General features: G+C 65.2%; 22 protein-coding genes. 17 read left to right on the top strand and 5 right to left on the bottom strand.

Going from position 1 to position 25,561, the window contains the following annotated elements; translation table 11 throughout:
• The first annotated feature begins 67 nt into the window (after positions 1-67).
• Genes J4D28_RS22995 through J4D28_RS22920 form a run of 16 tightly spaced genes read left to right on the top strand, consistent with a single transcriptional unit; the run spans position 68 to position 14,924 of the window.
• Positions 68-802, top strand: a complete 735-nt coding sequence (locus J4D28_RS22995; protein ID WP_016704465.1) for a glycosyltransferase family 2 protein — start codon at positions 68-70, stop codon at positions 800-802.
• Positions 799-1,764 (top strand): glycosyl transferase, encoded by a 966-nt coding sequence (locus tag J4D28_RS22990; RefSeq protein ID WP_103330905.1) that lies wholly within the window; start codon positions 799-801, stop codon positions 1,762-1,764. Before J4D28_RS22995 ends, J4D28_RS22990 begins: the two co-directional genes overlap by 4 nt.
• Complete coding sequence (gene hutH, locus J4D28_RS22985; protein WP_038630423.1) at positions 1,745-3,289, top strand: histidine ammonia-lyase; 1,545 nt, start codon at positions 1,745-1,747, stop codon at positions 3,287-3,289. The genes J4D28_RS22990 and hutH overlap by 20 nt, the downstream gene beginning before the upstream one ends.
• Positions 3,282-3,707: a thioesterase family protein gene (locus J4D28_RS22980; RefSeq protein ID WP_016704462.1), complete on the top strand. Its 426-nt coding sequence runs from the start codon at positions 3,282-3,284 to the stop codon at positions 3,705-3,707. Before hutH ends, J4D28_RS22980 begins: the two co-directional genes overlap by 8 nt.
• A complete protein-coding gene (locus tag J4D28_RS22975; RefSeq protein WP_103330906.1) occupies positions 3,704-4,396 on the top strand; it encodes an outer membrane lipoprotein carrier protein LolA in 693 nt (230 codons plus the stop codon). Before J4D28_RS22980 ends, J4D28_RS22975 begins: the two co-directional genes overlap by 4 nt.
• Positions 4,380-6,719, top strand: coding sequence for an MMPL family transporter (locus J4D28_RS22970; protein WP_103330907.1), 2,340 nt, complete (start codon positions 4,380-4,382; stop codon positions 6,717-6,719). Before J4D28_RS22975 ends, J4D28_RS22970 begins: the two co-directional genes overlap by 17 nt.
• Positions 6,716-7,891: a sodium:proton antiporter gene (locus tag J4D28_RS22965; protein ID WP_103330908.1), complete on the top strand. Its 1,176-nt coding sequence runs from the start codon at positions 6,716-6,718 to the stop codon at positions 7,889-7,891. Before J4D28_RS22970 ends, J4D28_RS22965 begins: the two co-directional genes overlap by 4 nt.
• On the top strand, positions 7,878-9,125 hold the full coding sequence (locus tag J4D28_RS22960) for an NAD(P)/FAD-dependent oxidoreductase (RefSeq protein ID WP_103330909.1): 1,248 nt from the start codon (positions 7,878-7,880) through the stop codon (positions 9,123-9,125). The genes J4D28_RS22965 and J4D28_RS22960 overlap by 14 nt, the downstream gene beginning before the upstream one ends.
• A complete protein-coding gene (locus J4D28_RS22955; protein ID WP_038630417.1) occupies positions 9,122-9,868 on the top strand; it encodes a class I SAM-dependent methyltransferase in 747 nt (248 codons plus the stop codon). Before J4D28_RS22960 ends, J4D28_RS22955 begins: the two co-directional genes overlap by 4 nt.
• On the top strand, positions 9,865-10,350 hold the full coding sequence (locus J4D28_RS22950; RefSeq protein WP_009046615.1) for a DUF3261 domain-containing protein: 486 nt from the start codon (positions 9,865-9,867) through the stop codon (positions 10,348-10,350). Before J4D28_RS22955 ends, J4D28_RS22950 begins: the two co-directional genes overlap by 4 nt.
• Positions 10,347-11,543: a beta-ketoacyl-[acyl-carrier-protein] synthase family protein gene (locus J4D28_RS22945; RefSeq protein WP_009046614.1), complete on the top strand. Its 1,197-nt coding sequence runs from the start codon at positions 10,347-10,349 to the stop codon at positions 11,541-11,543. The genes J4D28_RS22950 and J4D28_RS22945 overlap by 4 nt, the downstream gene beginning before the upstream one ends.
• Positions 11,540-12,013 (top strand): hotdog family protein, encoded by a 474-nt coding sequence (locus tag J4D28_RS22940; protein ID WP_009046613.1) that lies wholly within the window; start codon positions 11,540-11,542, stop codon positions 12,011-12,013. The genes J4D28_RS22945 and J4D28_RS22940 overlap by 4 nt, the downstream gene beginning before the upstream one ends.
• A complete protein-coding gene (gene fabG / locus J4D28_RS22935; protein ID WP_009046612.1) occupies positions 12,010-12,738 on the top strand; it encodes a 3-oxoacyl-ACP reductase FabG in 729 nt (242 codons plus the stop codon). The genes J4D28_RS22940 and fabG overlap by 4 nt, the downstream gene beginning before the upstream one ends.
• Complete coding sequence (locus J4D28_RS22930) at positions 12,738-13,967, top strand: beta-ketoacyl-ACP synthase (RefSeq protein WP_009046611.1); 1,230 nt, start codon at positions 12,738-12,740, stop codon at positions 13,965-13,967. Before fabG ends, J4D28_RS22930 begins: the two co-directional genes overlap by 1 nt.
• A 23-nt stretch (positions 13,968-13,990) precedes the next feature.
• Entirely contained in the window at positions 13,991-14,437 is a 447-nt protein-coding gene (locus tag J4D28_RS22925) for a hypothetical protein (RefSeq protein ID WP_009046610.1), read from the top strand.
• Positions 14,438-14,477: 40 nt separating this feature from the next.
• A complete protein-coding gene (locus J4D28_RS22920; RefSeq protein ID WP_009046609.1) occupies positions 14,478-14,924 on the top strand; it encodes a hypothetical protein in 447 nt (148 codons plus the stop codon).
• A gap of 419 nt (positions 14,925-15,343) precedes the next feature.
• Here J4D28_RS22920 and J4D28_RS22915 read toward each other — a convergent pair whose 3' ends face one another.
• Positions 15,344-16,237 (bottom strand): LysR family transcriptional regulator, encoded by an 894-nt coding sequence (locus J4D28_RS22915; protein ID WP_009046608.1) that lies wholly within the window; start codon positions 16,235-16,237, stop codon positions 15,344-15,346.
• Positions 16,238-16,356: 119 nt separating this feature from the next.
• On the opposite strand from J4D28_RS22915, the gene J4D28_RS22910 reads away from it, so the two are divergent.
• A complete protein-coding gene (locus tag J4D28_RS22910; protein ID WP_009046607.1) occupies positions 16,357-17,625 on the top strand; it encodes an MFS transporter in 1,269 nt (422 codons plus the stop codon).
• Between the two features lie 85 nt (positions 17,626-17,710).
• On the opposite strand, the gene J4D28_RS22905 is transcribed toward J4D28_RS22910, so the two are convergent.
• From J4D28_RS22905 to gltB, 4 genes are all read right to left on the bottom strand, one after another.
• Entirely contained in the window at positions 17,711-18,058 is a 348-nt protein-coding gene (locus J4D28_RS22905; protein WP_009046606.1) for a YgiW/YdeI family stress tolerance OB fold protein, read from the bottom strand.
• 130 nt (positions 18,059-18,188) lie between these two features.
• The gene (gene hemE / locus J4D28_RS22900; RefSeq protein ID WP_009046605.1) at positions 18,189-19,256 is read right to left on the bottom strand and encodes a uroporphyrinogen decarboxylase; all 1,068 of its coding nucleotides are present in this window, start codon (positions 19,254-19,256) and stop codon (positions 18,189-18,191) included.
• A gap of 188 nt (positions 19,257-19,444) precedes the next feature.
• The gene (locus J4D28_RS22895; protein WP_007925837.1) at positions 19,445-20,863 is read right to left on the bottom strand and encodes an FAD-dependent oxidoreductase; all 1,419 of its coding nucleotides are present in this window, start codon (positions 20,861-20,863) and stop codon (positions 19,445-19,447) included.
• 124 nt (positions 20,864-20,987) lie between these two features.
• Positions 20,988-25,433, bottom strand: a complete 4,446-nt coding sequence (gene gltB, locus J4D28_RS22890) for a glutamate synthase large subunit (RefSeq protein ID WP_009046604.1) — start codon at positions 25,431-25,433, stop codon at positions 20,988-20,990.
• Between the last annotated feature and the right edge of the window lie 128 nt (positions 25,434-25,561).

The following is a 25,561-nucleotide window of genomic DNA, read 5'->3' as shown; positions in this document are numbered from 1 at the left end:
CGGGCTTTTGTAGCCGCTGCCGAAGGCTGCGATCGGCCGCGCAGCGGACGCCTGGGAGACAGCCCCCATGCATAACCCCTGCGCCGTGATCCCGGTCTACAACCATGAAGCCGCCGTGCCGACGGTGGTCGATGCCCTGCTCGCCAGCGGCCTGTCCTGCGTGCTGGTGGACGACGCCAGCAGCCCGGCCTGCGCCGCCGTGCTGGAACAGCTGGCCGAGCGCGAACAGGTGTTCCTGGTCAAGCTCGCGGTCAACCAGGGCAAGGGCGGCGCGGTCATGGCCGGGCTGCGCGAAGCCTCGCGCCTGGGCTTCAGCCACGCCCTGCAAGTGGACGCCGACGGCCAGCACGACCTGCGCGATGTGGATAACTTTATCGCCACCTCCCGCACCCACCCCGAAGCGCTGGTCTGCGGTTATCCACAGTACGACGCCAGCGTGCCCAAGGGCCGTTTTTACGCGCGCTACCTGACCCACGTCTGGGTCTGGATCAATACCCTGTCGTTGCAGATACCCGACTCCATGTGCGGCTTCCGGGTCTACCCCCTGCCGCCAGTCCTGGCGCTGATCGACTCGGTGAAGATCGGCCGGCGCATGGATTTCGACACCGACATTCTGGTGCGCCTGTCCTGGCGCAACCAGCCGATGCGCTGGTTGCCGACCCAGGTCCGTTACCCGGTGGATGGCCTGTCGCACTTTCGCCTGTTCCACGACAACCTGCTGATTTCCAGCATGCACGCCCGGCTGTTCTTCGGCATGTTGCTGCGCGCGCCGTTGATCCTCTGGCGACGGTGGCAAGCATGACGGCGCTACCAGACAAACAGGACAAACAGCCGGACAAGCAACATTGGGCCGAGCACAAGGAGCGCGGCAGCTTCTGGCTGATGAAGCTCACCGCCTTGAGCGTGCGGGTGCTCGGGCGCCGGGTGTTGAGCCCGGTGCTGTATGTCATCGTTTTCTACTTTTTCCTGTTCGGCCGCGGTGCCCGCCGCAGCGCCTGGTTGTACCAGCGGCGCCTGGCCGACTGGAGCGGCAAGGCCGAGCTGCGTCCCAGCCACTGGCGGGTCTTCGGCCAATTCATGGCGTTCGCCGACTCCCTGCTGGACAAGCTCGACGTGTGGAACGGCAAGCTGCGCCTGGAACAGATCGAGATCGTCGACCCGGCCCGGCTGCGCGACCAGTTGCGCGGCACCCGCGGACAGATGCTGGTGGGCGCGCACCTGGGTAACCTCGAAGTCTGCCGCGCCCTGGCCGAGCTGGGCGAGAAGGTCACCATGAACGTGCTGGTGCACACCAAGCACGCCGAACGTTTCAATCGCCTGCTGGGCGAGGCCGGGGCCACCAACCTGCGGCTGATCCAGGTCAGCGAGCTGGATCCGGCGGTCATGCTGCAACTGAGCCAGCGCCTGGATCGCGGCGAGTGGCTGGCGATTGCCGGCGACCGTGTACCGCTGCACGGCGGGCGCAACGTGCGGGTGGATTTCCTCGGCCATCCGGCGCCCTTTCCCCAGGGGCCGTGGCTGCTGGCGGGCCTGCTGAAATGCCCGGTCAACCTGCTGCTGTGCCTGAAAAACAATGGTCGCTATCGAGTGTTCCTCGAACCCTTCACCGAGGCCGTGGCGTGGAAACGCAGCGACCGCGAGCAGGTCATCGCCCAGTGGACTGCCCGCTACGCCGAGCGTCTGGGCCAGTACTGCCTCGAAGCGCCCCAACAATGGTTCAACTTTTACCCTTTCTGGAAGACCGATGACGACGCATCCGCTTGAGCCGGTAACCTTCGGCGAACTCCCTTTGCGCATCGAAGACGTGCTGGCCCTGGCCAACCGTCAGGCGCCGACCCGGCTGCAGGACGACAGCGCATTCCGCCAGCGCATCGCCAAGGGCGCGCAATTCCTCGATTCGCTGCTGGACAAGGAAGGCGTGATCTACGGCGTGACCACCGGCTACGGCGACTCCTGCGTGGTCGCGGTGCCGCTGCAGCACGTCGAGGCGTTGCCCCGTCATCTGTACACCTTCCACGGCTGCGGCCTGGGCAAGCTGCTGGACGCGCAAGCCACCCGCGCGGTGCTGGCGGCGCGCTTGCAGTCGCTTTGCCACGGCGTGTCCGGGGTGCGCGTGGAACTGCTGGAGCGCCTGCAGGCGTTCCTCGAACACGACATCCTGCCGCTGATTCCCGAAGAGGGTTCGGTAGGCGCCAGCGGCGACCTGACGCCGCTGTCCTACGTGGCCGCGACCCTGTCCGGCGAGCGTGAGGTGATGTTCCGCGGCGAGCGCCGGACCTCGGCCGAGGTGCACCGCGAGCTGGGCTGGGAGCCGCTGGTGCTGCGGCCCAAGGAAGCCCTGGCGCTGATGAACGGCACCGCGGTGATGACCGGCCTGGCCTGCCTGGCCTTCGCCCGCGCCGACTACCTGCTGCAACTGGCCACGCGCATCACCGCGCTGAACGTGGTCGCCTTGCAGGGCAACCCGGAACACTTCGACGAGCGCCTGTTCGCCGCCAAGCCGCACCCGGGGCAGATGCAGGTCGCCGCCTGGCTGCGCCAGGACCTGGCCATCGACGCACCGACCGCGCCGCTGCACCGCCTGCAGGACCGCTACTCGCTGCGTTGCGCGCCCCATGTGCTGGGCGTGCTGGCCGACAGCCTGGGCTGGCTGCGCGGCTTCATCGAAACCGAGCTGAACAGCGCCAACGACAACCCGATCATCGATGCCGAGGCCGAACGCGTGCTGCACGGCGGGCACTTCTACGGCGGGCACATCGCCTTCGCCATGGACAGCCTGAAGAACCTGGTGGCCAACGTCGCCGACCTCTTGGACCGTCAGCTCGCGCTGCTGGTGGACGAGCGCTACAACCACGGCCTGCCGAGCAACCTGTCCGGCGCCCCGGCGGACCGCGCCATGATCAACCACGGCTTCAAGGCGGTACAGATCGGCACCAGCGCCTGGACCGCTGAAGCGCTGAAAAACACCATGCCGGCCAGCGTGTTCTCGCGCTCCACCGAATGCCACAACCAGGACAAGGTGAGCATGGGCACCATCGCCGCCCGCGATGCGATCCGCGTGCTGGAGCTGACCGAACAGGTCGCCGCCGCCACCCTGCTGGCCGCCAACCAGGGCGTCTGGCTGCGCGGCCGAGCCGAGGATGCACGGCCATTGCCGCCAGCCCTGGCCGCCATGCACCAAGAGCTGGCCAAGGACTTCCCGCCGGTGATCGAGGACCGCGCCCTGGAAGGCGAACTGCGCCTGTGCCTGCAACGCATTGCCGAGCAACACTGGAGGCTGCATGCGTAGTCGGGGCGTGCTGCACGCGGACACCGAGATCCAGGTGCCGTTTTTCGACGTCGACACCATGCACGTGGTCTGGCACGGGCATTACGTGAAGTACCTGGAAGTGGCCCGCTGCGCCCTGCTCGACAAGCTCGGCCACAACTACAACCAGATGCTCGAGTCCGGCTACGCCTGGCCGGTGATCGACCTGCAACTGCGCTATGTGCGCGGCGCGGTATTCGGCCAGAAGCTCAAGGTCCGCGCCAGCCTGGTGGAGTGGGAAAACCGCCTGAAGATCAACTACCTGATCAGCGACCTGGAAACCGGCGAACGCCTGACCCGCGCCAGCTCGGTGCAGGTGGCGGTGGAGATCGCCAGCCGCGAGATGCAACTGGCCTCGCCCAAGGTGTTCACCGATGCCGTCGAGAGGCTTCTGCCATGAGCCGACCGCTTCCTGCAGGAGCGAGCTTGCTCGCGAAAATCGTCAACGATTGCGCGAGCTACCTGACACGTCACGGCGTTCTGCGGTTTTTCGCGAGCAAGCTCGCTCCTACTGTGCTCGTACTGTTGGGCACTCCAGGCTTGGCCAATGCCTTCGACCTGCAACAGCTCAGCGACCAGTTGGCCAGACCCGAGGTGATCCACGGCAGCTTCGTCCAGGAGAAACACCTGCGCGCCCTGCCCCAGCCGCTGACCAGTAAGGGCAGCTTCGTCCTGGCGAAGAACCATGGCCTGCTGTGGCTGCTGAAAACACCGCTGCAACAGGACTACCGCATCACCGGCAAAGGCATCGCCCGCCGGGATGGCAGCGGCTGGCAAATGCTGCCGAACAAGAGCGCCGGGGCCGAACAGAACCGCCTGTTCCTCGCCGTGCTGCAAGGCGACAGCAGCGGCCTGCAACGGGACTTCGAGCTGGCCCTGGCCGGCGACGCCAAGGCCTGGAAACTGACCCTGACCCCACGTTCGCTGCTGCTCAAGCAGGTGTTCAACCAGATCAACATCGACGGTGGCGAACTGGTGCAGCGCATCGAGCTACTGGAAACCCAGGGCGACAGCACCGTGCTGGAGATGCACGACAGCATCAGCAACCAGCCCTTGAGCGACGCGGAGCAGCATGACTTTGCCGAGTGAACGCTGGTGGCCGCGCCTGTTCCTGCTCCTGCTGGTGGCCGTGCTGGCCCTGGCCGGCTGGCAATGGCGCCATGGCGCGCCGCTGTCGGCCAACCTCATGGAGCTGGTGCCGGGCACCGACCCCGATGCCCTGGAGCTCAAGGCCGAGCAGCGCATGCAGGAGCCGCTGAACCGCGAAATGCTGGTGCTGGTGGGCCACGCCGAACGCCAGCAGGCCATCGCCATGGCCCAGCGCCTGGGTGAGCAATGGCAGGCCAGCGGGCTGTTCGAGAAGGTCCAGTGGAACCTGCAGGCCGACCTGCCGGCGCTGCGCACGCAATTGCTGCAAGGCCGCCTGGCGATGCTTGCTGCTGCCGACCGCCAGCAGTTGATCGAGCACCCCGAGGCCTTTATCCAGCAGCGCGTACAGGCGCTGTTCGACCCCTTCAGCGGTTTCAGCCTGGTCCCGAGCCAGGACGACTGGCTGGGCCTGACCGGGCGCATCCAGAACAGCCAGCCGCAACGCGGCGCGGTGCAACTGGACATCGGCAGCGGCACCCTGATCGCCGATGCCGACGGCAAGAGCTGGGTGCTGCTGCGGGCGCGCACCACCGGCAACGCCTTCGACATGCAGCTACCGCTGCAGGTGGCGGCCTTGCTCCAGCACAGCCGCGAACAGGCCGCCCAGGCCGACGTCCAGCTGCTGGCCGCCAGTGGTCTGCTCTACGCCGCCAACGGCCAGCAGCAAGCCTCCCGCGAGATCACCTGGGTCGGCGGCGGCGCCACCGTCGGCATCCTCCTGCTGCTGTTGCTGGCCTTCCGTCGCTGGCGGGTGTTGCTGGCGTTCGTACCGGTGCTGGTGGGCATGCTGTTCGGCGCAGTGGCCTGCGTGGCCTTCTTCGGCCATATGCACGTGATGACCCTGGTGCTGGGTTCGAGCCTGATCGGCGTCGCCGTCGACTACCCCCTGCACTACCTGTCCAAGAGCTGGAGCCTGCGCCCCTGGCACAGCTGGCCGGCGCTGCGCCTGACCCTGCCGGGGCTGAGCCTGAGCCTGGCCACCAGTTGCATCGGCTACCTGGCGCTGGCCTGGACACCGTTCCCGGCCCTGACCCAGATCGCAGTGTTCTCCGCCGCCGGCTTGCTGGGTGCTTACCTGAGCGCAGTGTGCCTGCTGCCGGCGCTGCTGCGCGGCGTCGAGCTGCAACCGGCGCAATGGCCGCTGCGCGTGGCCGAATGGCTGCTGAACCTGCGCACCCAGTTGCTCAAGCGCGTGTCCAGCCCCTGGCTGCTGGCGCTGGTGATCGCCTTCTGCGCCGGTGGCCTGTGGCAGCTCGACAGCAAAAACGATATTCGCCAGTGGATCGGCGCGCCGCCACAACTGCTCAACGAAGCCCAGGCCATCGCGCGGATCACCGGCTACCAGCCCACCAGCCAGTTCTTCCTGGTGCGCGGCGCCGATCAGCAACAACTGCTCGAACGCCTCGGCGCCCTGAGCGAGCGCCTGGAGCAACTGGTCAACCTGGAGAAACTCCAGGGCTACCTGTCGCTCAACCAGCTGGTAAGCCTGCCCAGCGAGCAACAGCGCCTGCGCCAGGCCCTGGACGCGCTACCGCGGCACTGGCAGCCGCTGCTGGATCTCGGGGTCCCGGTGGCAGCCCTGAACGCGGAACTCACGCAACTGCGGGCACTGCCCGACGAAGACATCGACGCGGCCCTGCAAGGCCCGCTGGCCGAGCCTTACCGCACCCTGTGGCTGGGCCCCGCCGACAACGGCGTGGCGGCCATGGTCAGCCTGCAGGGGCTGAATAACCCACAGCTGCTGCGGATCCAGGCGCAGGATCTGCCGGGGGTGCAACTGGTGGATCGCCTGGGCGAGCTGAACCAAGTGTTCGCCGCCACCCAGGTCAGCGCCGCCGAGCTCAAACTCGCCTCCTGCGTGCTGATCGTCTTGCTGCTGATCCTGCCGTTCGGCCTCGGCGGCGCCCTGCGCCTGGTCGCCCTGCCGCTGCTGGCGGCCCTGTGCAGCCTCGCCAGCCTGGGCTGGCTGGGGCAACCGCTGACCCTGTTCAGCCTGTTCGGCCTGTTGCTGGTGACCGCCATCAGCGTCGACTACGCCATCCTCATGCGTGAACAGGTCGGCGGCGCCGCCGTGAGCCTGCTCGGCACCTTGCTTGCAGCGCTGACCACCTGGCTGTCGTTCGGCCTGCTGGCGATTTCCAGCACCCCGGCGGTCAGCAACTTCGGCCTGTCGGTGAGCCTGGGCCTGGCCTTCAGCTTTATCCTGGCGCCCTGGGCCGGTCGCCAGCGCCATCGCCAGACCGTTACGGAGCCAGCCCTGTGATGATTGCCCTGTTCTGGCTCATGGCGCTGCTGCTGTTCGCGCTCGCCACCCGCATCGGCAGCCGTTTCGGCCTGATCCCGATCGTCAGCCAGTTGCTGCTGGCGACCTTCGGCCTGCCGCTGCTGATGCTGTTCTGGATCGAACCGCACTGGCAGTTGAGTGGCGCCCAGCTGGTCGCGCCGGTCTGGCTGAAGAACCTGTACGGCTTGAGTTTCGCCCTGCTGCTGGGGCATATCCTCAGCGACGTGATCGACCTGCGCCTGGACCGCCAGAGCCTGAAGATCGCCCTGCCGAGCTTCGCCATTCCCTTCGCCTGCGGCCTGGCCACGGCGGTCTGGCTGTTGCCGGCGCAACCCTGGCTGAGTTCCCTGGCGGTCGGCCTGCTGTTCGCCATTACCGCAATTCCGGTGTTGTACCTGTACCTGCGGCACATCGACTACCCGCCGCTGGCCACCCGGCGCCTGGTGCAGACCGCGATCCTCATCGACCTCGGCTGCTGGACCCTGTTCGGCGTCGCCCAGGGCAGCCTGCATCTGAGCAGCCTGCTGCTGCCGCTGGCTGGTGCCTGCCTGCCGCTGCTCCTGCGCGGCCTCGGCCTGCGCCAGCCGCTGCTGCACAGCCTGGGCTTCTTCGGCCTGCTGGTGGTGGCCGAGCACTACAAGCTCAATGCACTGATTTTCGGCATCGGCTACCTGCTGTGCATGGCCGCTCTCAAGGTGCCGCTGGCGCTGCCGTTAAAGGCAGCCTGGATAAACCGTTTGCAGACCTTTATCGCCATCCCGCTGATCCTCACGTTCGGCATCGTGCAGATCAATGTGCACAGCGCCATGGACAGCCTCGGCTGGGTGCAATTGGGGGCGTTGCTGCTGTTGCCGATTGCCAGCAAGTTGCTCGGCAACTGGCTCGGCCTGGGCTGGGCCGGCGCCTCCTTCAAGGGCGCCAGCCGCTGGCGGGAAAGCCTGCTGCTGAACATTCGCGGACTGAGCGAGATCGTTTTTCTCAACCTGCTGCTGCAACAACAGCTGATCAGCCCGGCGCTGTATTTCGCGCTGATGCTCATGGGCCTGGTCGCCACCCTGATGCCGGCCCTGGCCGGGCTGCACCGAACACCTTTGGTCCCTTTGAACCCGAACATCGCCGAACCGGCAAGGAGCCCCAGTGCCAACAGTTGAAATGGAACGCCGCCAGATTGTGGTGATCGGCGCCGGCCCATCGGGCGCTATCGCCGCCGCGCTGCTCAAGGGCAAAGGCCACGACGTGCTGATCGTCGAGCGCCAGCATTTCCCACGCTTTTCGATCGGTGAAAGCCTGCTGTCCCACTGCCTGGATTTCGTCGAAGAGGCCGGCATGCTCGAGGCAGTCAAGGCGGCGGGCTTCCAGCTGAAGAACGGCGCCGCGTTCGCCTGGGGCGAGCGTTACAGCGCCTTCGATTTTGGCGACACCTTCAGCGAGGGCAAGCCCACCACCTTTCAGGTGCAACGCGCCGATTTCGACAAGCTGCTGGCCGATCAGGCCGCCCTGCAAGGCGTTGAAGTGCGTTATGGCGAGGCCATCGTCAGCGCCGACTTCAACCTGGCCAGGCCACAGCTGCAGGTGCTGCGCGAAGACGGCAGCGAGTACCGCGTGGAGGCCGGTTTCGTCCTCGACGCCAGCGGCTACGGCCGTGTGCTGCCACGCCTGCTGGACCTGGAAGCACCCTCGAACTTCCCGGTCCGCCAGGCGGTGTTCACCCATATCGAAGACCACATCGACAGCCCGGCTTTCGAGCGGGAAAAGATCCTCATCACCACTCACCCCAGCAAACGCGATGTGTGGTTCTGGACCATCCCGTTCAGCAACGGCCGCTGCTCGATCGGCGTGGTGGCGGCCAAGGAGCACTTCGACGGTCGTGACGGCGACCTGGACCAGTGCCTGCGCGGTTTCATCGATGAGACCCCGAGCCTGGCCAAGGTCCTGCACAACGCCGTCTGGGACACCCCGGCGCGGGCAATCGGCGGCTACTCGGCCAACGTCAAGACCCTGCACGGCCCGGGCTTCGCGCTGCTGGGCAACGCCGCGGAGTTCCTCGACCCGGTGTTCTCCTCCGGCGTGACCATCGCCATGCGTTCGGCGAGCATGGCCGCCGCCGTGCTGCATCGGCAGTTGCAGGGCGAAAGCGTGGATTGGGAAACAGAGTTCGCCATCCCCCTCAAGCGCGGTGTCGACACCTTCCGTTGCTACGTCGAAGGCTGGTACGCCGGCACCTTCCAGGACGTGATCTACCACCCGGGCAGCTCGCCGGAGATTCGCCGGATGATCAGTTCGATCCTCGCCGGCTATGCCTGGGACGAACGCAACCCGTTCGTCAGCGAACCCAAGCGCCGGCTGCGCATGCTCTCGGAAATCTGCGCCATGGAGGCTCCATGAACGACACCCAGCCGCAATACCTGAGCGCCAGCTACGTCGAGGAAACCCGCTTCGGCTTCTGGTTCCTGCGCAGCCACACCTGGCAGCACCATGTGCTGCGGGTGGCGATCAACGACCTGCGCCGCCTGTTCGACAACCAGCCACCGGCCAACCCGGTGCTGCTGGATGCCGGTTGCGGCCAGGGCAAGTCGTTCCAGTACCTGCGCCAGGTGTTCGCCCCGCGGCGCCTGATCGGCCTGGACGCCGACCCGCACAGCCTCAGGCTCAGCAGCGAAGAGGCGGCGCGCCAGGGCCTGCAGGTCGAGCTGATCGGCAGCGACTGCGCGACCCTGGACGTGGCCGATGCCAGCGTCGACCTGCTGTTCTGCCACCAGACCTTTCACCACCTGGTGGAACAGGAAAAAGCCCTGGCCGAGTTCTATCGCGTGCTCAAGCCGGGCGGTTACCTGCTGTTCGCCGAATCCACCGAGGCCTACATCGACACCTGGGTGATCCGCTGGCTGTTCCGCCACCCGATGCATGTACAGAAAAGCGCGGCGCAGTATCTGGAAATGATCCGACGACAGGGTTTTGAATTTACCCCGCGCAATGTGTCTTATCCCTATCTGTGGTGGAGCCGTGCCAAGGATTTCGGGCTGCTCGAACGCTTCGGCCTGCGCCGCCCGAAACCCTTTGGCCAACGGGAAGAAACCCTGGTCAATGTGGTCGCCCGCAAACCCTTGCACGAAGGTGCCGCCGGATGATCCGTGCCCTGCTCGTCGGCTGCCTGCTGTTGCTGAGCGCCTGCGCCAGCCAGCCGCCGCTGCCCGAGAAAACCCCGAGCCTGGCCCTGCCGCTGCAACTGCATATCGAGCGGCAACAGGCCGGGCAGCGCCAGGACTGGCTGCTGGTGATCCAGGCCGAAGGGCCGGGCATCCGCTGGTCGCTGCTCGACCCGCTGGGCATTCCCCTGGCGCGCCAGCAACTGATCGACGGTCGCTGGCAGGCCGATGGCCTGCTGCCGCCGAACCCGGAGGCCCGCGAACTGTTCGCCGCCCTGCTATTCGCCCTGACGCCCGCGGGCGAACTGCGAGATAATTATCCAGCCGCCCGGCAGCACGGCGCGCAGCGCGACCTCGCCCCGCACTGGCAGGTCCGCTATCGCCAGGCCCTGGATTTTCGCCTGGAGCTGCCCCAGGGCTTGTACTACCACATCAGCCCGCTGACCGCCGAGAACGCCTCATGACGGCCTACCTGAATGCCCTCGGGGTGATCTGTGCCCTTGGGCGCGACAAGCAGCAAGTGGCCCGCAGCCTGTTTGCCGGCGACTGCTCCGGCATGCGCGCCGCAGCCGGCTGGGTGCCGGAGCGCAGCGTGCCGGTGGCCGCCGTCCAGGGGCCGCTAGCGAGCATTCCGCCGGAGCTGGGACAGCAGAGCAGCCGCAACAACCAGCTGCTGCTGGAGGCCGCCCTGCAGATCCGTGGCGACATCGACCAGGCCATCGCCCGCTACGGCCACAGCCGCATCGGCATCGTCCTCGGCACCAGCACCTCGGGCATCGACGAAGCCAGCCGCGGCATCGCCCACTACCTGCGCGACCGGCATTTCCCGGCCGACTACGACTACCGGCAGCAGGAGCTCGGCGCGCCGGCGAACTTTCTCGCCGACTGGCTCGACCTCAGCGGCCCGGCCTACGTGATCTCCACCGCCTGCACCTCCAGCGCCCGCGCGCTGATGAGCGCCCGCCGCCTGCTCGACCTGGGCCTGTGCGACGCGGTGCTGTGCGGTGGCGTCGACAGCCTGTGCAAGCTGACCCTCAACGGCTTCTCGGCCCTGGAAGCAGTGTCCGACCAGCGCTGCAATCCGTTCTCGGTCAACCGCGATGGCATCAATATCGGTGAAGCCGCCGTGCTGTTCCTGATGAGCAAGGAAACCCTCGGCGCACAACCGATCGCCTTGCTCGGCGCCGGCGCCAGCTCCGACGCGCACCATATTTCCGCGCCCGAACCCAGCGGGCGCGGCGCCCTGCAAGCCATGCAGAAGGCCTTGCACAACGCCGGCCTGCAGGCCGCACAGATCGGCTACCTGAACCTGCACGGCACGGCCACCCAGCACAACGACGCCATGGAAAGCCTGGCGGTCGACCAGTTGTTCCCGGCCGGCGTGCCCTGCTCGTCGACCAAACCCATGAGCGGCCATACCCTGGGCGCCGCCGGCGCCCTGGAAGCGGCGTTCTGCTGGCTGAGCCTGTCCGCCGCGAACAGCGCGCACGCCCTGCCGCCCCATGTCTGGGACGCCCAGGCCGACCCGCAACTGCCGCCACTGCATTGGGTCACCGCCACCACACGTCTGGAGCAGAACGCTCCGCGCGGCCTGATGAGCAACTCCTTTGCCTTCGGCGGCAACAACGTCAGCCTGATTATCGGAGACGCCCCATGATTGACTGGCCGCTCGCCGAACTGCTGCCCCACGCGGGCGACATGATCCTGATCGATCAGGTCCTGGCGTTCGATGAAGAGCAGATCCGCACCCGCCTCACCGTCAAACCCGGTGGCCTGTTCAGCCGGGCCGACGGCAGCCTGCCGGCCTGGGTCGGCATTGAAATAATGGCCCAGAGCATCGCCGCCTACGCCGGTTGCCATGCGCGCCAGAAAGGCCAGGCCGTCGAGCTGGGGTTCCTGCTCGGCACCCGCAAGTTCGAATGCAATGTGGAACACTTCCCGGCCGGCAGCGAACTGCAGATTCACGCCTTGCGCTCCCTGCAAGACGACAACGGCATGGGCGTATTCGAATGCCACCTGACTGCCCCCGGCATTCAGGCCGTCGCCCGCCTCAACGTGTTCTGTCCGCCCCAGGCGGACAGCTACCTGAACGAATCACCCGCTTTATCAACAGGAGTCCAGCCATGACTGAATCCATATTGGTCACCGGCTCCAGCCGTGGTATCGGCCGCGCCATCGCCCTGCGCCTGGCCCAGGGCGGCTATGACCTGATCCTGCATTGCCGCAGTGGCCGCAGCGAAGCCGAGGCCGTGCAGGCCGAAGTCGAGGCCCTGGGGCGCCAGGCGCGCATCCTGCAATTCGATGTGACCGACCGCGCCAGCTGCAAGGCCGTTCTCGAAGCCGACGTGGAAGCCCACGGCGCCTACTACGGTGTGGTGCTCAACGCCGGCCTGACCCGCGACGGCGCCTTCCCGGCCCTGAGCGAAGACGACTGGGACACCGTGCTGCGCACCAACCTCGACGGTTTCTACAATGTCCTGCACCCGGTGATGATGCCGATGATCCGGCGCCGCACCGCCGGGCGTATCGTCTGCATCGCCTCGGTGTCCGGACAGGTCGGCAACCGTGGCCAGGTCAACTACAGCGCGTCCAAGGCCGGCCTGATCGGCGCCGCCAAGGCCCTGGCCATCGAGCTGGGCAAACGCAAGATCACCGTCAACTGCGTGGCGCCAGGCCTGATCGACACTGCCATGCTCGACGAGAACGTGCCGGTGGACGAATTGCTGAAGATGATCCCGGCCCAGCGCATGGGCACCCCGGAAGAAGTCGCCGGCGCGGTGAACTTCCTGATGTCCGCCGAGGCCGCCTACATCACCCGCCAGGTGCTGGCGGTGAACGGAGGCCTGGTCTGATGAAACGTGTGGTCGTCACCGGCATGGCCGGCATCACTTCGCTGGGCAGCGACTGGGACACCATCGCCGCCAACTTCGGCGCCAACCGCAGCGGCATTCGCCGGATGGACGAATGGGATCGCTTCAGCGAACTCAATACCCGCCTGGCCGGCCCCGTGGACGACTTCAAGGTACCGGACCACTGGACCCGCAAGCAGCTGCGCAGCATGGGCCGGGTGTCGCGGCTCGCCGTGGGGGCTGCCGAGCAGGCCCTGGCCGATGCCGGCCTGCTGGGTGACGAGTCGATCAAGGACGGGCGCATGGGCGTGGCCTGTGGCTCGTCCACCGGCAGCACCGACGAGATCAAGGCGTTCGGCAACATGCTGCTGAACTCGGTCGCCGAAGGCCTCAACGCCAATTCCTACGTGCGCATGATGCCGCACACCACCGCGGCCAATATCAGCATTTTCTTCGGCCTCACCGGGCGGCTGATCCCGACGTCCAGCGCCTGCACCAGCGGCAGCCAGGGCATCGGCTACGCCTACGAGGCGATCAAGTTCGGCCGCCTGCCGCTGATGCTCGCCGGCGGCGCCGAAGAGCTGTGCCCGACCGAAGCCATGGTGTTCGACGCGCTCTACGCCACCAGCTTGAAAAACGATGCCCCGCACACCAGCCCGCGGCCCTACGACAGTGACCGCGACGGCCTGGTGATCGGCGAGGGCGGCGGCATGCTGGTGCTCGAAGAGCTGGAACACGCCCTGGCCCGCGGCGCGCATATCCATGCCGAGATCGTCGGCTTCGGCAGCAACGCCGACGGCCAGCACACCACCCGTCCGGAGCAGGCCACCATGCGCCGGGCCATGGAGCTGGCCCTGGAAGACGCCGGCCTCGAGCCTTCGGCCATCGGTTACGTCAATGGCCACGGCACCGCTACAGAACAGGGCGACATTGCCGAAACACTGGCCACCAGCAGCCTGTTCGGCAGCCGGATGCCCATCAGTTCGCAGAAGAGTTTCCTCGGCCACACCCTGGGGGCCTGTGGCGCGCTGGAGTCCTGGTTCAGCATCGAGATGCTCAACCGCGACCTCTACGTGCACACCCTCAACCTCGACACGGTCGACCCGCGCTGCGGCGAGCTGGATTACCTGCGCGGCGAATTCCGGCAGATGAGCTGCGAGTACGTGATGAACAACAACTTTGCCTTTGGCGGCGTCAACACTTCGCTGATCTTCCGCCGCCGGCCTCAATGACGTTACCCCCTGGAGAAAATGGAATGCCCTCCCTGCTTCGCGCCTGCCTGATCGTGCTGGCCCTGCTGACCTGCGTCTCGTGCACCAGCAAGCGCATGTACACCCCGGACCGGGTCCTGCCGGCCACCCTCAAGGCCGACCATGAGGAAATGAAACAGGCGATCCTGAAAAACCTGGTCGCCCGCAAGTGGACCGTGCAACGCATCAGCCCGGAGCTGATCCAGGCCGAGATCACCGTGCGCGAGCAATACCACGTGGAAATCGACATCCAGTACGCGCCGACCCACTACAAGATCCTCTACCGCGACAGCCGTGGCATGGGCTACGCGGACGGCAAGATCCACAAGAACTACATCCGCTGGGTGCGCCTGCTGGACAAGGGCATCCTGCGCGAGCTGAAGGACAACCAGAACGAACGGACCGCGCAACAGCTGTCCAGCTCGGCCCAGGCGATTGCCGCGCCTAATTGAGCGCCAGCCGCTACCCGCTTTCTACGTCAAGGAGACCACCATGCAATTGAAGACCCTGGCCGCTGCCGCCACCCTGCTGCTCTGCACCCTGCCCGGCGTCAGCCAGGCCCGTGATACCGCACTGTACCTGCCGTTCGACAAGGTGGTCGCCGAAGCCATCAGCACCGGCAAGATCGACGGCAGCGTGAAGTTCTACCTGGCCGGCAACCAGCCCGCCGGCAAGGTCACGGTGATCAGCGCGGGCGCGGTCACCAACAAGAAGACCAACGCCTTCAACAAGAGCGACGAAGTGGCCTGCGAATGGGTCCTGCAATCGGCGCTGATCACCCTGCACCAGGCCGCCAAGAAAGTCGGCGCCAATGCGGTGACCGACATTGCCAGCTTCTACAAGAGCAACGAGCGCAAGGACGCGAAAACCTACGAATGCCACGCGGGCGCCCTGATGGCAGGCGTCGCGCTGCGCGGCGATCTGGCGAAGGTGCAATAAGGCGCCTGCCGATGAAATCGGCATGACCTGATCCACAGTTTCCATCCCCCGGAAACGACAAAGGGCGCCTTTCGGCGCCCTTTCACAAACAGGCTGGCTTGTCATCGCGCTCTGCCTGTCTGGCTCTGCGATGGCTGGTTGCCCAGGATCCTCAGAGTCTCACAAGTCCCTTTCGGGTACGCGCGCAGTGTCGCTCGAAGCCTGCCGCCCGGCAACCGTGGCCAATTGCCGTTTTCCACAGGAAAGTCGGTATCAGAGCCCCAAAGCCTTGCGTACAGCGGCTTTGACGGCAGCGAGCTCTTCGTCTGTAAGTTGCAAGACTTCGTAAACTCGTCGGCCATGACGGTCTTTGCGCCTGATCCGATCGAGTCGCGGCAAGCCGACCGTGGCAAGCATGTCGCACTTTGCCCAGCAGACCGTTACAACTCAGCCTTGCGGGTCAGCAGCTCGACAAAGGCCTTGGCCATTGGCGAGCGCTGGTCGGTGCGCTGCGCCAGCCACACCGCCGAGACTGCCTCGGGGTCGAGCAGCGGTCGATAGACCACGCCGTCGATACGCATGCGCTGGTAGGACGCCGGCAACACCGAGACCCCCAGCCCCGCCGCCACCAGGCCGATGATGGTCATGGCCTCGCCCGCTTCCTGGGCGAAATGCGGGGTGAAACCGACATCCCGGGCCAGGGTCAGCAACTGCGCATACAGGCCGCTGCCGTAGCTGCGCGGGAAGAACACGAAGGGTTCGTGGGCCAGGGCCGACAGCGCCAGGCCGGCTTCGCTGCCGGCCACCAGCGGGTGCTTGGAGCTAAGCACCGCCACCAGCGGTTCGCGCAGCAACTCCACCACGCTCAGGGAGTCCGGCAGCGGCAACGGCCGCATGATGCCGACCTGGATCGACTCGTCCAGCAGCGCCTCGGCCACCTGAGTGCTGCTCATCTCCCGCAGCTTCAGGTGCACGTCGGGAAAGCGCTGGCGAAAGGTGAAGATCGCCTGGGGAATGCTCGAGTTGAAAGGCGCCGACGAGGTGAAGCCGATTTTCAGCTCACCCAGCTCCCCCCGTTGCGCCCGCCGGGCCACATCCGCCGCCTTGTCGACCTGGGCCAGCACCTGTCGCGCCTCATCGAGGAACAGCCTGCCGGCCTCGCTGAGTTCGACCCGACGATTGGTGCGCTCGAACAGGCGCGCGCCGACCTCCTGCTCCAGCACCTGGATCTGCTGGCTCAAGGGCGGTTGGGAGATGCCCAAAACCTGGGCGGCGCGGCCGAAATGCAGCTCTTCGGCCACCGCGATGAAGTAACGCAGGTGACGCAATTCCATGATCGCCTCATTAGGTCGTAAAACATATCAATCAGGTCGAACAATATATTGGAAAGAAACATTAGCCAGCTATATGCTTTTTTCCATTGCCTGACCGGCTGCGCTCCCCGAGGTCTCCCGTGAAAACCGCTGTCGCTCCACTCGCCCACGAACTCTCTCCCACCGCCCTCGATGAGGTCGTCGCGCAACTGAACGAGGCCTACATCGAAAAAGGCACGCCGATGTTCATGCGCACGGTGCTGGCGCTGTTCTCCGGCGGTTTCGCCACCTTCGCCCTGCTCTACTGCGTGCAACCGATGATGCCGCTGCTGTCCCGGGAGTTTTCCATCAACGCGGCGCAGAGCAGCCTGATCCTCTCGGTCGCCACCGGCCTGCTGGCCATCGGTTTGCTGGTCACCGGGCCGATTTCCGACCGCATCGGCCGCAAGCCGGTGATGGTGGCCGCCCTGTTCGCCGCCGCGCTGTGCACCATTGCCAGCGCCCTGATGCCGAGCTGGCACGGCGTGCTGCTGATGCGCGCGCTGGTGGGGCTGTCCCTGAGCGGCCTGGCGGCGGTGGCGATGACTTACCTGAGCGAGGAGATCCACCCGCAGCACATCGGCCTGGCCATGGGCCTGTACATCGGCGGCAACGCCATTGGTGGCATGAGCGGCCGCCTGATCACCGGGGTGCTGATCGACTTCGTCAGCTGGCACACGGCGATGTTGGTGATCGGTGGCCTGGCGCTGATCGCCGCGGCGGTGTTCTGGAAAATCCTCCCCGAATCGCGCAACTTCCGCGCCCGCTCGCTGCACCCGCGCAGCCTGCTGGACGGTTTCACCATGCACTTTCGCGATGCCGGCCTGCCGCTGCTGTTCCTTGAAGCCTTCGTGCTGATGGGCGCGTTCGTCACGCTGTTCAACTACATCGGCTATCGCCTGCTGGCCGAGCCGTATCACATGGATCAGGCCTTCGTCGGCCTGCTGTCGGTGGTGTACCTGTCGGGGATCTACAGCTCGGCGAAAATCGGCGCCCTGGCCGACCGCCTGGGGCGACGCAAAATGCTCTGGGCCATCATTTCGCTGATGCTCGCCGGCCTCGCCCTGACCATGCTCAGCCCGTTGTCGGTGGTGATCATCGGTATGCTGATCTTCACGTTCGGCTTCTTTGGCGCCCATTCGGTCGCCAGCAGCTGGATCGGCCGGCGCGCCCTCAAGGCCAAGGGCCAGGCTTCATCGCTGTACCTGTTCAGCTATTACGCCGGATCGAGCATCGCCGGGACGGCGGGCGGGGTGTTCTGGCACATGGCCGGGTGGAACGGCATCGGCCTGTTCATCAGCGCCCTGCTGGTGGTGGCGCTGCTGGTAGCGTTGAAGCTGGCCAAGCTGCCGCCGCTGGCCACTCAGTAGCCGCTAAACCAACATGCCGGCGACCAACCCCCGCGATCCATATGCGGGGTCCGGTCGCCGGCATGGGCGATATCTGTCGATCGGCTTACTTGACGATTTCTACCAGGTCGACGTCGATCTCGCGCTTCATCAACCCCTTCTCGACCTCGCCGGTCAGCCTGACCTGGGTCTTCTCGTTGAATGCCACCGGCGGCAGGTCTTCGTCGTCGATCTCAACGGTGATGGTGCCGCTGGCATCCTTGAATTCGTACTTGTCGTCGTTGTTCAGCTTCTTGACCACATGGCCCTGCAACACCACCGGCGTATCGTCCGAGGCATCGTTGGCCGCCGCGACGGTGGTGACGGCCTGGGCGCCAGGACCGGTGTAGCCGACAGCCAGGGCGGCGGTGCTGAACAGCGGGGCGAGCAACAGAACGAGGTAACGGGTTTTCATGGCAGTGATCCAATGTGGGTTTCGATAAAGCCAGATTAACCAGCCAGGCTGAATTGAAACTTAATCCGCCGGCCCTTTCCTGAAGGCAAAAAAAGCCCGGCAAATGCCGGGCTCGCTTATCAGGCCGCGATCACTGGTGATACTGCGCCGACAGTTCGTGCACCGCGCGCAGGAAGGCGCCGGCGTGCTCCGGGTCGACTTCCGGGGTGATGCCGTGGCCGAGGTTGAACACATGGCCGCTGCCCTTGCCATAGCTGGCGAGGATGCGCCCGACTTCGGAACGGATCGCTTCCGGCTTGGCGTAGAGCACGGTCGGGTCCATGTTGCCTTGCAGCGCGACCTTGTTGCCGACCCGTTGGCGCGCTTCGCCGAGGTCGCAGGTCCAGTCCAGGCCCAGGGCGTCGGCACCGGCGTCGGCAATGCTTTCCAGCCACAGGCCGCCGTTCTTGGTGAACAGGATCACCGGCACCTTGCGCCCTTCGTGTTCGCGGATCAGGCCGCTGACGATCTTGCGCATATAGGCCAGGGAGAACTCCTGGTAGGCCGCCGCCGACAGGTTGCCGCCCCAGGTGTCGAAGATCTGCACCGCTTGCGCGCCGGCCTTGATCTGGCCGTTGAGGTAGCTGGTGACCGACTGCGCCAGCTTGTCCAGCAGCAGGTGCATGGCTTGCGGGTTGTCGTAGAGCATCGCCTTGATCTTGCGGAAGTCCTTCGACGAGCCGCCCTCGACCATGTAGGTGGCCAGGGTCCAGGGGCTGCCGGAGAAGCCGATCAGCGGCACGCGGCCGTTGAGCTCGCGGCGGATGGTGCTGACCGCGTCCATCACGTAGCCCAGGTCCTTGTGCGGATCCGGGATCGGCAGGGCCTCGATGTCGGCCAGGGTGCTGATGACCTTCTTGAAACGCGGGCCTTCGCCGGTTTCGAAGTACAGGCCCTGGCCCATGGCGTCGGGGATGGTCAGGATGTCGGAGAAAAGGATGGCCGCATCCAGCTGTGGATAACGGTCCAACGGTTGCAGGGTGACTTCGCAGGCGAACTCCGGGTTCATGCACAGGCTCATGAAGTCACCGGCGTTGGCACGGCTGGCGCGGTATTCAGGCAGGTAGCGCCCAGCCTGACGCATCATCCACACCGGGGTGACGTCTACGGGTTGCTTGAGCAGGGCACGAAGGAAACGGTCGTTCTTCAGGGCAGTCATGTCGGCATCCGGAAAAAAAGTGCGGGCATTTTCTCAGAGCGCGACGCAAAAGGCACGGCGAGAGCCGTGCCTTTTATCTATCGGGTCAATTGGTCGCAGGGAGAGCAGCGCCAAGTTTCAAGCTGCAAGCCCCAAGCGCCGTGGCTTTGAGCTTGCAGCTAATAGCTTGAAGCTTGTCGCTGGCGTTGTCAGACGCCCAGGTAGTCGAGGATGCCTTCGGCGGCGTTACGGCCTTCGAAGATCGCCGTCACCACCAGGTCGGAACCGCGCACCATGTCGCCACCGGCGAAGATCTTCGGGTTGCTGGTCTGGTGCTTGTACTGGCCCTGCTCCGGCGCCACGACGCGGCCCTGGCTGTCGGTCTGGATGCTGAACTGCTCGAACCACGGCGCCGGGCTCGGGCGGAAACCGAAGGCGATGACCACGGCGTCGGCCGGAATGACCTCTTCGGAACCCGGGATCGGCTCGGGGCTGCGACGGCCACGGGCGTCCGGCTCGCCGAGACGGGTCTCGACCACCTTCACGCCTTCGACCTTGTCTTCACCGACAATGGCGATCGGCTGGCGGTTGTAGAGGAACTTCACGCCTTCTTCCTTGGCGTTCTTCACCTCTTTGCGCGAGCCCGGCATGTTCGCTTCGTCGCGACGATAGGCACAGGTCACCGCCTTGGCGCCCTGGCGGATCGACGTGCGGTTGCAGTCCATCGCCGTGTCGCCACCACCGAGGACCACGACCTTCTTGCCCTTCATGTCGACGAAATCTTCCGGCGACTTTTCAAAGCCCAGGTTGCGGTTGACGTTGGCGATCAGGAAGTCCAGCGCGTCGTGCACGCCCGGCAGGTCTTCACCGGCAAAGCCGCCCTTCATGTAGGTGTAGGTGCCCATGCCCATGAACACGGCATCGTATTCTTCGAGCAGTTGCTCCATGGTCACGTCCTTGCCCACCTCGGTGTTGAGGCGGAACTCGATGCCCATGCCGCTGAAGACTTCGCGACGATTGCTCAGCACGGTCTTTTCCAGCTTGAACTCGGGGATACCGAAGGTCAGAAGGCCGCCGATTTCCGGGTTCTTGTCGAACACCACCGGGGTCACGCCGCCGCGTACCAGCACGTCGGCACAGCCCAGGCCCGCCGGGCCCGCGCCGATCACCGCGACACGCTTGCCGGTCGGCTTGACCTTGGACATGTCCGGACGCCAGCCCATGGCGAAGGCGGTGTCGGTGATGTACTTCTCCACCGAACCGATGGTCACCGCGCCGAAACCGTCGTTGAGGGTGCAGGCCCCCTCGCACAGACGGTCCTGCGGGCACACCCGGCCGCAGACTTCCGGCAGGGTGTTGGTCTGGTGCGACAGCTCGGCGGCGGCGAGGATGTTGCCCTCGGCCACCAGCTTGAGCCAGTTGGGAATGAAGTTGTGCACCGGGCACTTCCATTCGCAGTACGGGTTACCGCAACCCAGGCAGCGGTGGGCCTGGTCGGCCGACTGCTGGGGTTTGAAGGGTTCGTAGATCTCCACGAACTCTTTCTTGCGTTGACGCAACAGTTTCTTCTTCGGATCCTTGCGCCCGACCTCGATAAACTGGAAGTCATTATTCAGACGTTCAGCCATTATCAAAACCTCTTAACAGCAGCTCGAAGCTACAAGCTTCAAGCTGCAAGACAATCACGTGTGCAGGCATATCGCGCACTGCCGTTAACTTGCGGCTTGAAGCTTGCCGCTTGCAGCTGCGTCGTTATTGCGGATTCGCACGAGTACTGGAAAGCAGAGATTTCAAGCTCGCCGCCTTAGGTTTGACTAGCCAGAAACGACGCAGGTAGTCATCGAGGTTCTCGGCCAGGTTACGGCCCCACTCGCTACCGGTTTCCTCGACGTATTCGTCCAGCACGCGCTGCAGGTGACTGCGATAGGCTTCCATCGCTTCGCCGCTGATCCGCTGGATTTCCACCAGCTCGTGGTTGACCCGGTCAACGAAGGTGTTGTCCTGGTCGAGCACGTAGGCGAAACCGCCGGTCATGCCTGAGCCGAAGTTGTAACCGGTCTTGCCCAGCACGCAGACGAAACCACCGGTCATGTATTCGCAGCAGTGATCGCCAGTGCCTTCCACCACGGTGTGGGCACCGGAGTTGCGCACGGCGAAACGCTCGCCCGCGGTGCCGGCGGCGAACAGCTTGCCGCCGGTGGCGCCGTACAGGCAGGTGTTGCCGATAATCGCGCTGTCCTGAGTCTTGTAGGCGCTGCCTTTCGGCGGAACGATCACCAGTTTGCCGCCGGTCATGCCCTTGCCCACGTAGTCGTTGGCGTCGCCTTCGAGGTAGAGGTTCAGGCCGCCGGCGTTCCACACGCCGAAGCTCTGACCGGCAGTGCCCTTGAAGCGGAAGGTGATCGGCGCCTTGGCCATGCCCTGGTTGCCGTGGACCTTGGCAATTTCACCGGAGATCCGCGCACCGATGGAACGATCGCAGTTGCAGATGTCGAGCGCGAACTCGGCACCGCTGAGGTCGTTGATCGCAGGCTTGGCCATGGCGACCATTTTCTCGGCCAGCAGGCCCTGGTCGAACGGCGGGTTGCGATCGACCTGGCAGAACTGCGGCTTGTCCGCCGGGATATGGTCGCTGCCCAGCAACGGGGTCAGGTCCAGGTGGTGCTGCTTGGCGGTCTGGCCTTCGAGGATTTCCAGCAGATCGGTGCGACCGATCAGCTCTTCCAGCGAGCGCACGCCCAGCTTGGCCAGCCACTCACGGGTTTCCTCGGCGACGTAGGTGAAGAAGTTCACCACCATCTCGACGGTACCGATGTAGTGGTCCTTGCGCAGCTTCTCATTCTGAGTCGCGACACCAGTGGCGCAGTTGTTCAGGTGGCAGATACGCAGGTACTTGCAACCCAGGGCGATCATCGGCGCGGTGCCGAAGCCGAAGCTTTCGGCGCCGAGGATTGCCGCCTTGATCACGTCAAGGCCGGTTTTCAGGCCGCCGTCGGTCTGCACCCGGACCTTGCCGCGCAAGTCGTTGCCGCGCAGGGTCTGGTGGGTTTCCGCCAGGCCCAGTTCCCACGGCGCACCGGCGTACTTGATCGAAGTCAGCGGCGAGGCGCCGGTGCCACCGTCGTAGCCGGAGATGGTGATCAGGTCGGCATAGGCCTTGGCCACGCCAGCGGCGATGGTGCCGACGCCGGCCTCCGCCACCAGTTTCACCGAGACCAGCGCCTGCGGATTGACCTGTTTCAGGTCGAAGATCAGCTGCGACAAGTCTTCGATGGAGTAGATGTCGTGGTGCGGCGGTGGCGAAATCAGGGTCACGCCGGGTACCGCGTAACGCAGCTTGGCGATCAGGCCGTTGACCTTGCCGCCAGGCAGCTGGCCGCCTTCACCGGGCTTGGCACCCTGGGCCACCTTGATCTGCAGCACTTCGGCGTTGACCAGGTATTCCGGGGTCACGCCGAAACGGCCGGTGGCCACCTGCTTGATCTTCGAGCTCTTGATGGTGCCGTAGCGCGCCGGGTCTTCGCCGCCTTCGCCGGAGTTGGAACGCGCGCCCAGGCGGTTCATGGCTTCGGCCAGGGCTTCGTGGGCTTCCGGCGACAACGCGCCCAGGGAAATACCGGCGGAGTCGAAACGCTTGAGGATCGATTCCAGCGGCTCGACTTCGCTGATGTCCATCGGCGTGTCCAGGGTCTTCACCTTGAACAGGTCGCGGATCATCGACACCGGGCGGTTATCCACCAGCGCGGTGTATTCCTTGAACTTGGCGTAGTCGCCCTGCTGCACGGCGGCTTGCAGGGTGTTGACCACGTCCGGGTTGTAGGCGTGGTATTCGCCACCGTGGACGAACTTCAGCAGGCCGCCTTGCTGGATCGGCTTGCGCGGGCTCCAGGCTTCGGCAGCCAGGGCTTTCTGCTCGGCTTCGATGTCGACGAAACGCGCGCCCTTGATGCGGCTCGGCACGCCACGGAAGCTCAGCTCGCAGACTTCCTCGGACAGGCCGATGGCCTCGAACAGCTGCGCGCCGCGGTAGGACGCGATGGTCGAGATACCCATCTTCGACAGGATCTTCAGCAGGCCCTTGGTGATGCCCTTGCGGTAGTTCTTGAACACCTCGTAGAGGTCGCCCAGCACTTCACCGGTACGGATCAGGTCGCCCAGCACTTCGTAGGCCAGGAACGGATAGACCGCCGAGGCACCGAAACCGATCAGCACCGCGAAGTGATGCGGATCGCGCGCGGTGGCGGTTTCCACCAGGATGTTGGAGTCGCAGCGCAGGCCCTTCTCGGTCAGGCGGTGGTGCACCGCGCCGGTGGCCAGGGATGCGTGGATCGGCAACTTGCCCGGGGCGATATGGCGGTCGCTGAGCACGATCTGGGTGCGACCGGCGCGCACGGCTTCTTCGGCCTGGTCGGCCACGTTGCGGATCGCTGCTTCCAGGCCGAAGCTTTCCTCGTAGTTCAGGTCGATGACCTGACGCTCGAAGCCCGGACGGTCGAGGTTCATCAGCGAGCGCCACTTGGCGGGCGAGATCACCGGCGAGCTGAGGATCACGCGGGAAGCGTGCTCAGGCGATTCCTGGAAGATGTTGCGCTCGGCACCGAGGCAGATCTCCAGCGACATGACGATGGCTTCGCGCAGCGGGTCGATCGGCGGGTTGGTGACCTGGGCGAACTGCTGGCGGAAGTAGTCGTACGGCGTGCGCACACGCTGGGACAGCACGGCCATCGGCGTGTCGTCGCCCATGGAGCCGACCGCCTCGTAGCCTTGCTCGCCCAGAGGACGCAGCACCTGATCACGCTCCTCGAAGGTGACCTGGTACATCTTCATGTACTGCTTGAGCTGGTCGACGTCGTAGAACGCCGAACCGTGGTCATTGTCTTCCATGGTCGCCTGGATGCGCAGGGCATTCTTGCGCAGCCATTGCTTGTACGGATGACGGGACTTCAGGCGGTTGTCGATGGCGTCGGTGTCGAGGATCTGCCCGGTTTCGGTGTCCACGGCGAAGATCTGGCCCGGGCCGACCCGGCCCTTGGCGATCACGTCTTCGGGCTGGTAGTTCCAGACACCGATTTCCGAAGCCAGGGTGATGAAACCGTTCTTGGTGGTGACCCAGCGCGCCGGGCGCAGGCCGTTACGGTCGAGCAGGCAGACGGCGTAGCGGCCGTCGGTCATGACCACGCCCGCGGGGCCGTCCCACGGTTCCATGTGCATGGAGTTGTATTCGTAGAACGCGCGCAGGTCGGCGTCCATGGTCTCGACGTTCTGCCACGCTGGCGGAATGATCATCCGCACGCCACGGAACAGGTCGATGCCACCGGTGACCATCAGCTCCAGCATGTTGTCCATGCTCGAGGAGTCGGAACCCACGCGGTTGACCAGCGGGCCGAGCTCTTCCAGATCCATCAGGTCATTGGTGAACTTGGTGCGCCGGGCCTGGGCCCAGTTGCGGTTGCCGGTGATGGTGTTGATCTCGCCGTTGTGGGCGAGGAAGCGGAACGGCTGCGCCAGCGGCCATTTCGGCAGGGTGTTGGTGGAGAAGCGCTGGTGGAACACGCAGATCGCGGTCTGCAGGCGCGGGTCACCCAGGTCCGGATAGAAGGCGGCCAGGTCGGCCGGCATCATCAGGCCTTTATAGATGATGGTCTTGTGGGAAAAGCTGCAGATGTAGTGGTCGGTATCGGCGGCGTTGGCCACCGACGAGCGACGACGGGCGCTGAACAGCTTGACCGCCATGTCCTGGTCGCTCAGACCTTCACCGCCGATGTAGATCTGTTCGATCTGCGGCAGGCGCTCCAGGGCCAGGCGGCCGAGAACGCTGGTATCGATCGGCACTTTGCGCCAGCCGATCAGTTGCAGGCCTTCGGCCAGGATCTCGCGGTTCATGTTCTCGCGAGCGGCTTCGGCCTTGGCCGGATCCTGGTTGAAGAAGACCATGCCCACGGCATATTGCTTGGGCAATTCGACACTGAAGGTTTCCTGGGCAATGGCTCGCAGGAACGCGTCAGGCTTCTGAATCAGCAGACCGCAACCGTCGCCGGTCTTGCCGTCCGCGTTGATCCCACCGCGGTGGGTCATGCAGGTCAGGGCCTCGATGGCCGTTTGCAAAAGGGTATGACTGGGTTCGCCCTGCATATGGGCTATCAGGCCGAAACCGCAGTTATCCTTGAATTCATCTGGTTGGTACAGACCTGCTTTCATAGACACTTTCTCACCAGGCTGCCTCTTATCGAGACAAATTTCTTTTCAATTCAACCAGTTACCATCCACGCCGAACGTACGCCGGCTTTGCGGGGGCAAAAGGGAGGTCATTGTACACACCGACACAG

Source organism: Pseudomonas sp. GW531-T4, from assembly GCF_017349615.1.
Taxonomy (GTDB): Bacteria; Pseudomonadota; Gammaproteobacteria; order Pseudomonadales; family Pseudomonadaceae; genus Aquipseudomonas; species Aquipseudomonas chlororaphis_I.
The sequence above is the reverse complement of the archived record's forward strand: the minus strand, read 5'-3'. Positions and strand labels throughout refer to the sequence as shown.

Coding starts and splice junctions, on each gene's coding strand:
- J4D28_RS22940 (WP_009046613.1), top strand. CDS start 11,540: ATGATTGACTGGCCGCTCGCCGAACTGCTGCCCCACGCGGGCGACATG.
- fabG (WP_009046612.1), top strand. CDS start 12,010: ATGACTGAATCCATATTGGTCACCGGCTCCAGCCGTGGTATCGGCCGC.
- J4D28_RS22995 (WP_016704465.1), top strand. CDS start 68: ATGCATAACCCCTGCGCCGTGATCCCGGTCTACAACCATGAAGCCGCC.
- J4D28_RS22905 (WP_009046606.1), bottom strand. CDS start 18,058: ATGAAAACCCGTTACCTCGTTCTGTTGCTCGCCCCGCTGTTCAGCACC.
- J4D28_RS22915 (WP_009046608.1), bottom strand. CDS start 16,237: ATGGAATTGCGTCACCTGCGTTACTTCATCGCGGTGGCCGAAGAGCTG.
- J4D28_RS22920 (WP_009046609.1), top strand. CDS start 14,478: ATGCAATTGAAGACCCTGGCCGCTGCCGCCACCCTGCTGCTCTGCACC.
- hemE (WP_009046605.1), bottom strand. CDS start 19,256: ATGACTGCCCTGAAGAACGACCGTTTCCTTCGTGCCCTGCTCAAGCAA.
- gltB (WP_009046604.1), bottom strand. CDS start 25,433: ATGAAAGCAGGTCTGTACCAACCAGATGAATTCAAGGATAACTGCGGT.
- J4D28_RS22990 (WP_103330905.1), top strand. CDS start 799: ATGACGGCGCTACCAGACAAACAGGACAAACAGCCGGACAAGCAACAT.
- J4D28_RS22895 (WP_007925837.1), bottom strand. CDS start 20,863: ATGGCTGAACGTCTGAATAATGACTTCCAGTTTATCGAGGTCGGGCGC.
- J4D28_RS22950 (WP_009046615.1), top strand. CDS start 9,865: ATGATCCGTGCCCTGCTCGTCGGCTGCCTGCTGTTGCTGAGCGCCTGC.
- J4D28_RS22975 (WP_103330906.1), top strand. CDS start 3,704: ATGAGCCGACCGCTTCCTGCAGGAGCGAGCTTGCTCGCGAAAATCGTC.
- J4D28_RS22930 (WP_009046611.1), top strand. CDS start 12,738: ATGAAACGTGTGGTCGTCACCGGCATGGCCGGCATCACTTCGCTGGGC.
- J4D28_RS22945 (WP_009046614.1), top strand. CDS start 10,347: ATGACGGCCTACCTGAATGCCCTCGGGGTGATCTGTGCCCTTGGGCGC.
- J4D28_RS22970 (WP_103330907.1), top strand. CDS start 4,380: ATGACTTTGCCGAGTGAACGCTGGTGGCCGCGCCTGTTCCTGCTCCTG.
- J4D28_RS22980 (WP_016704462.1), top strand. CDS start 3,282: ATGCGTAGTCGGGGCGTGCTGCACGCGGACACCGAGATCCAGGTGCCG.
- J4D28_RS22925 (WP_009046610.1), top strand. CDS start 13,991: ATGCCCTCCCTGCTTCGCGCCTGCCTGATCGTGCTGGCCCTGCTGACC.
- hutH (WP_038630423.1), top strand. CDS start 1,745: ATGACGACGCATCCGCTTGAGCCGGTAACCTTCGGCGAACTCCCTTTG.
- J4D28_RS22955 (WP_038630417.1), top strand. CDS start 9,122: ATGAACGACACCCAGCCGCAATACCTGAGCGCCAGCTACGTCGAGGAA.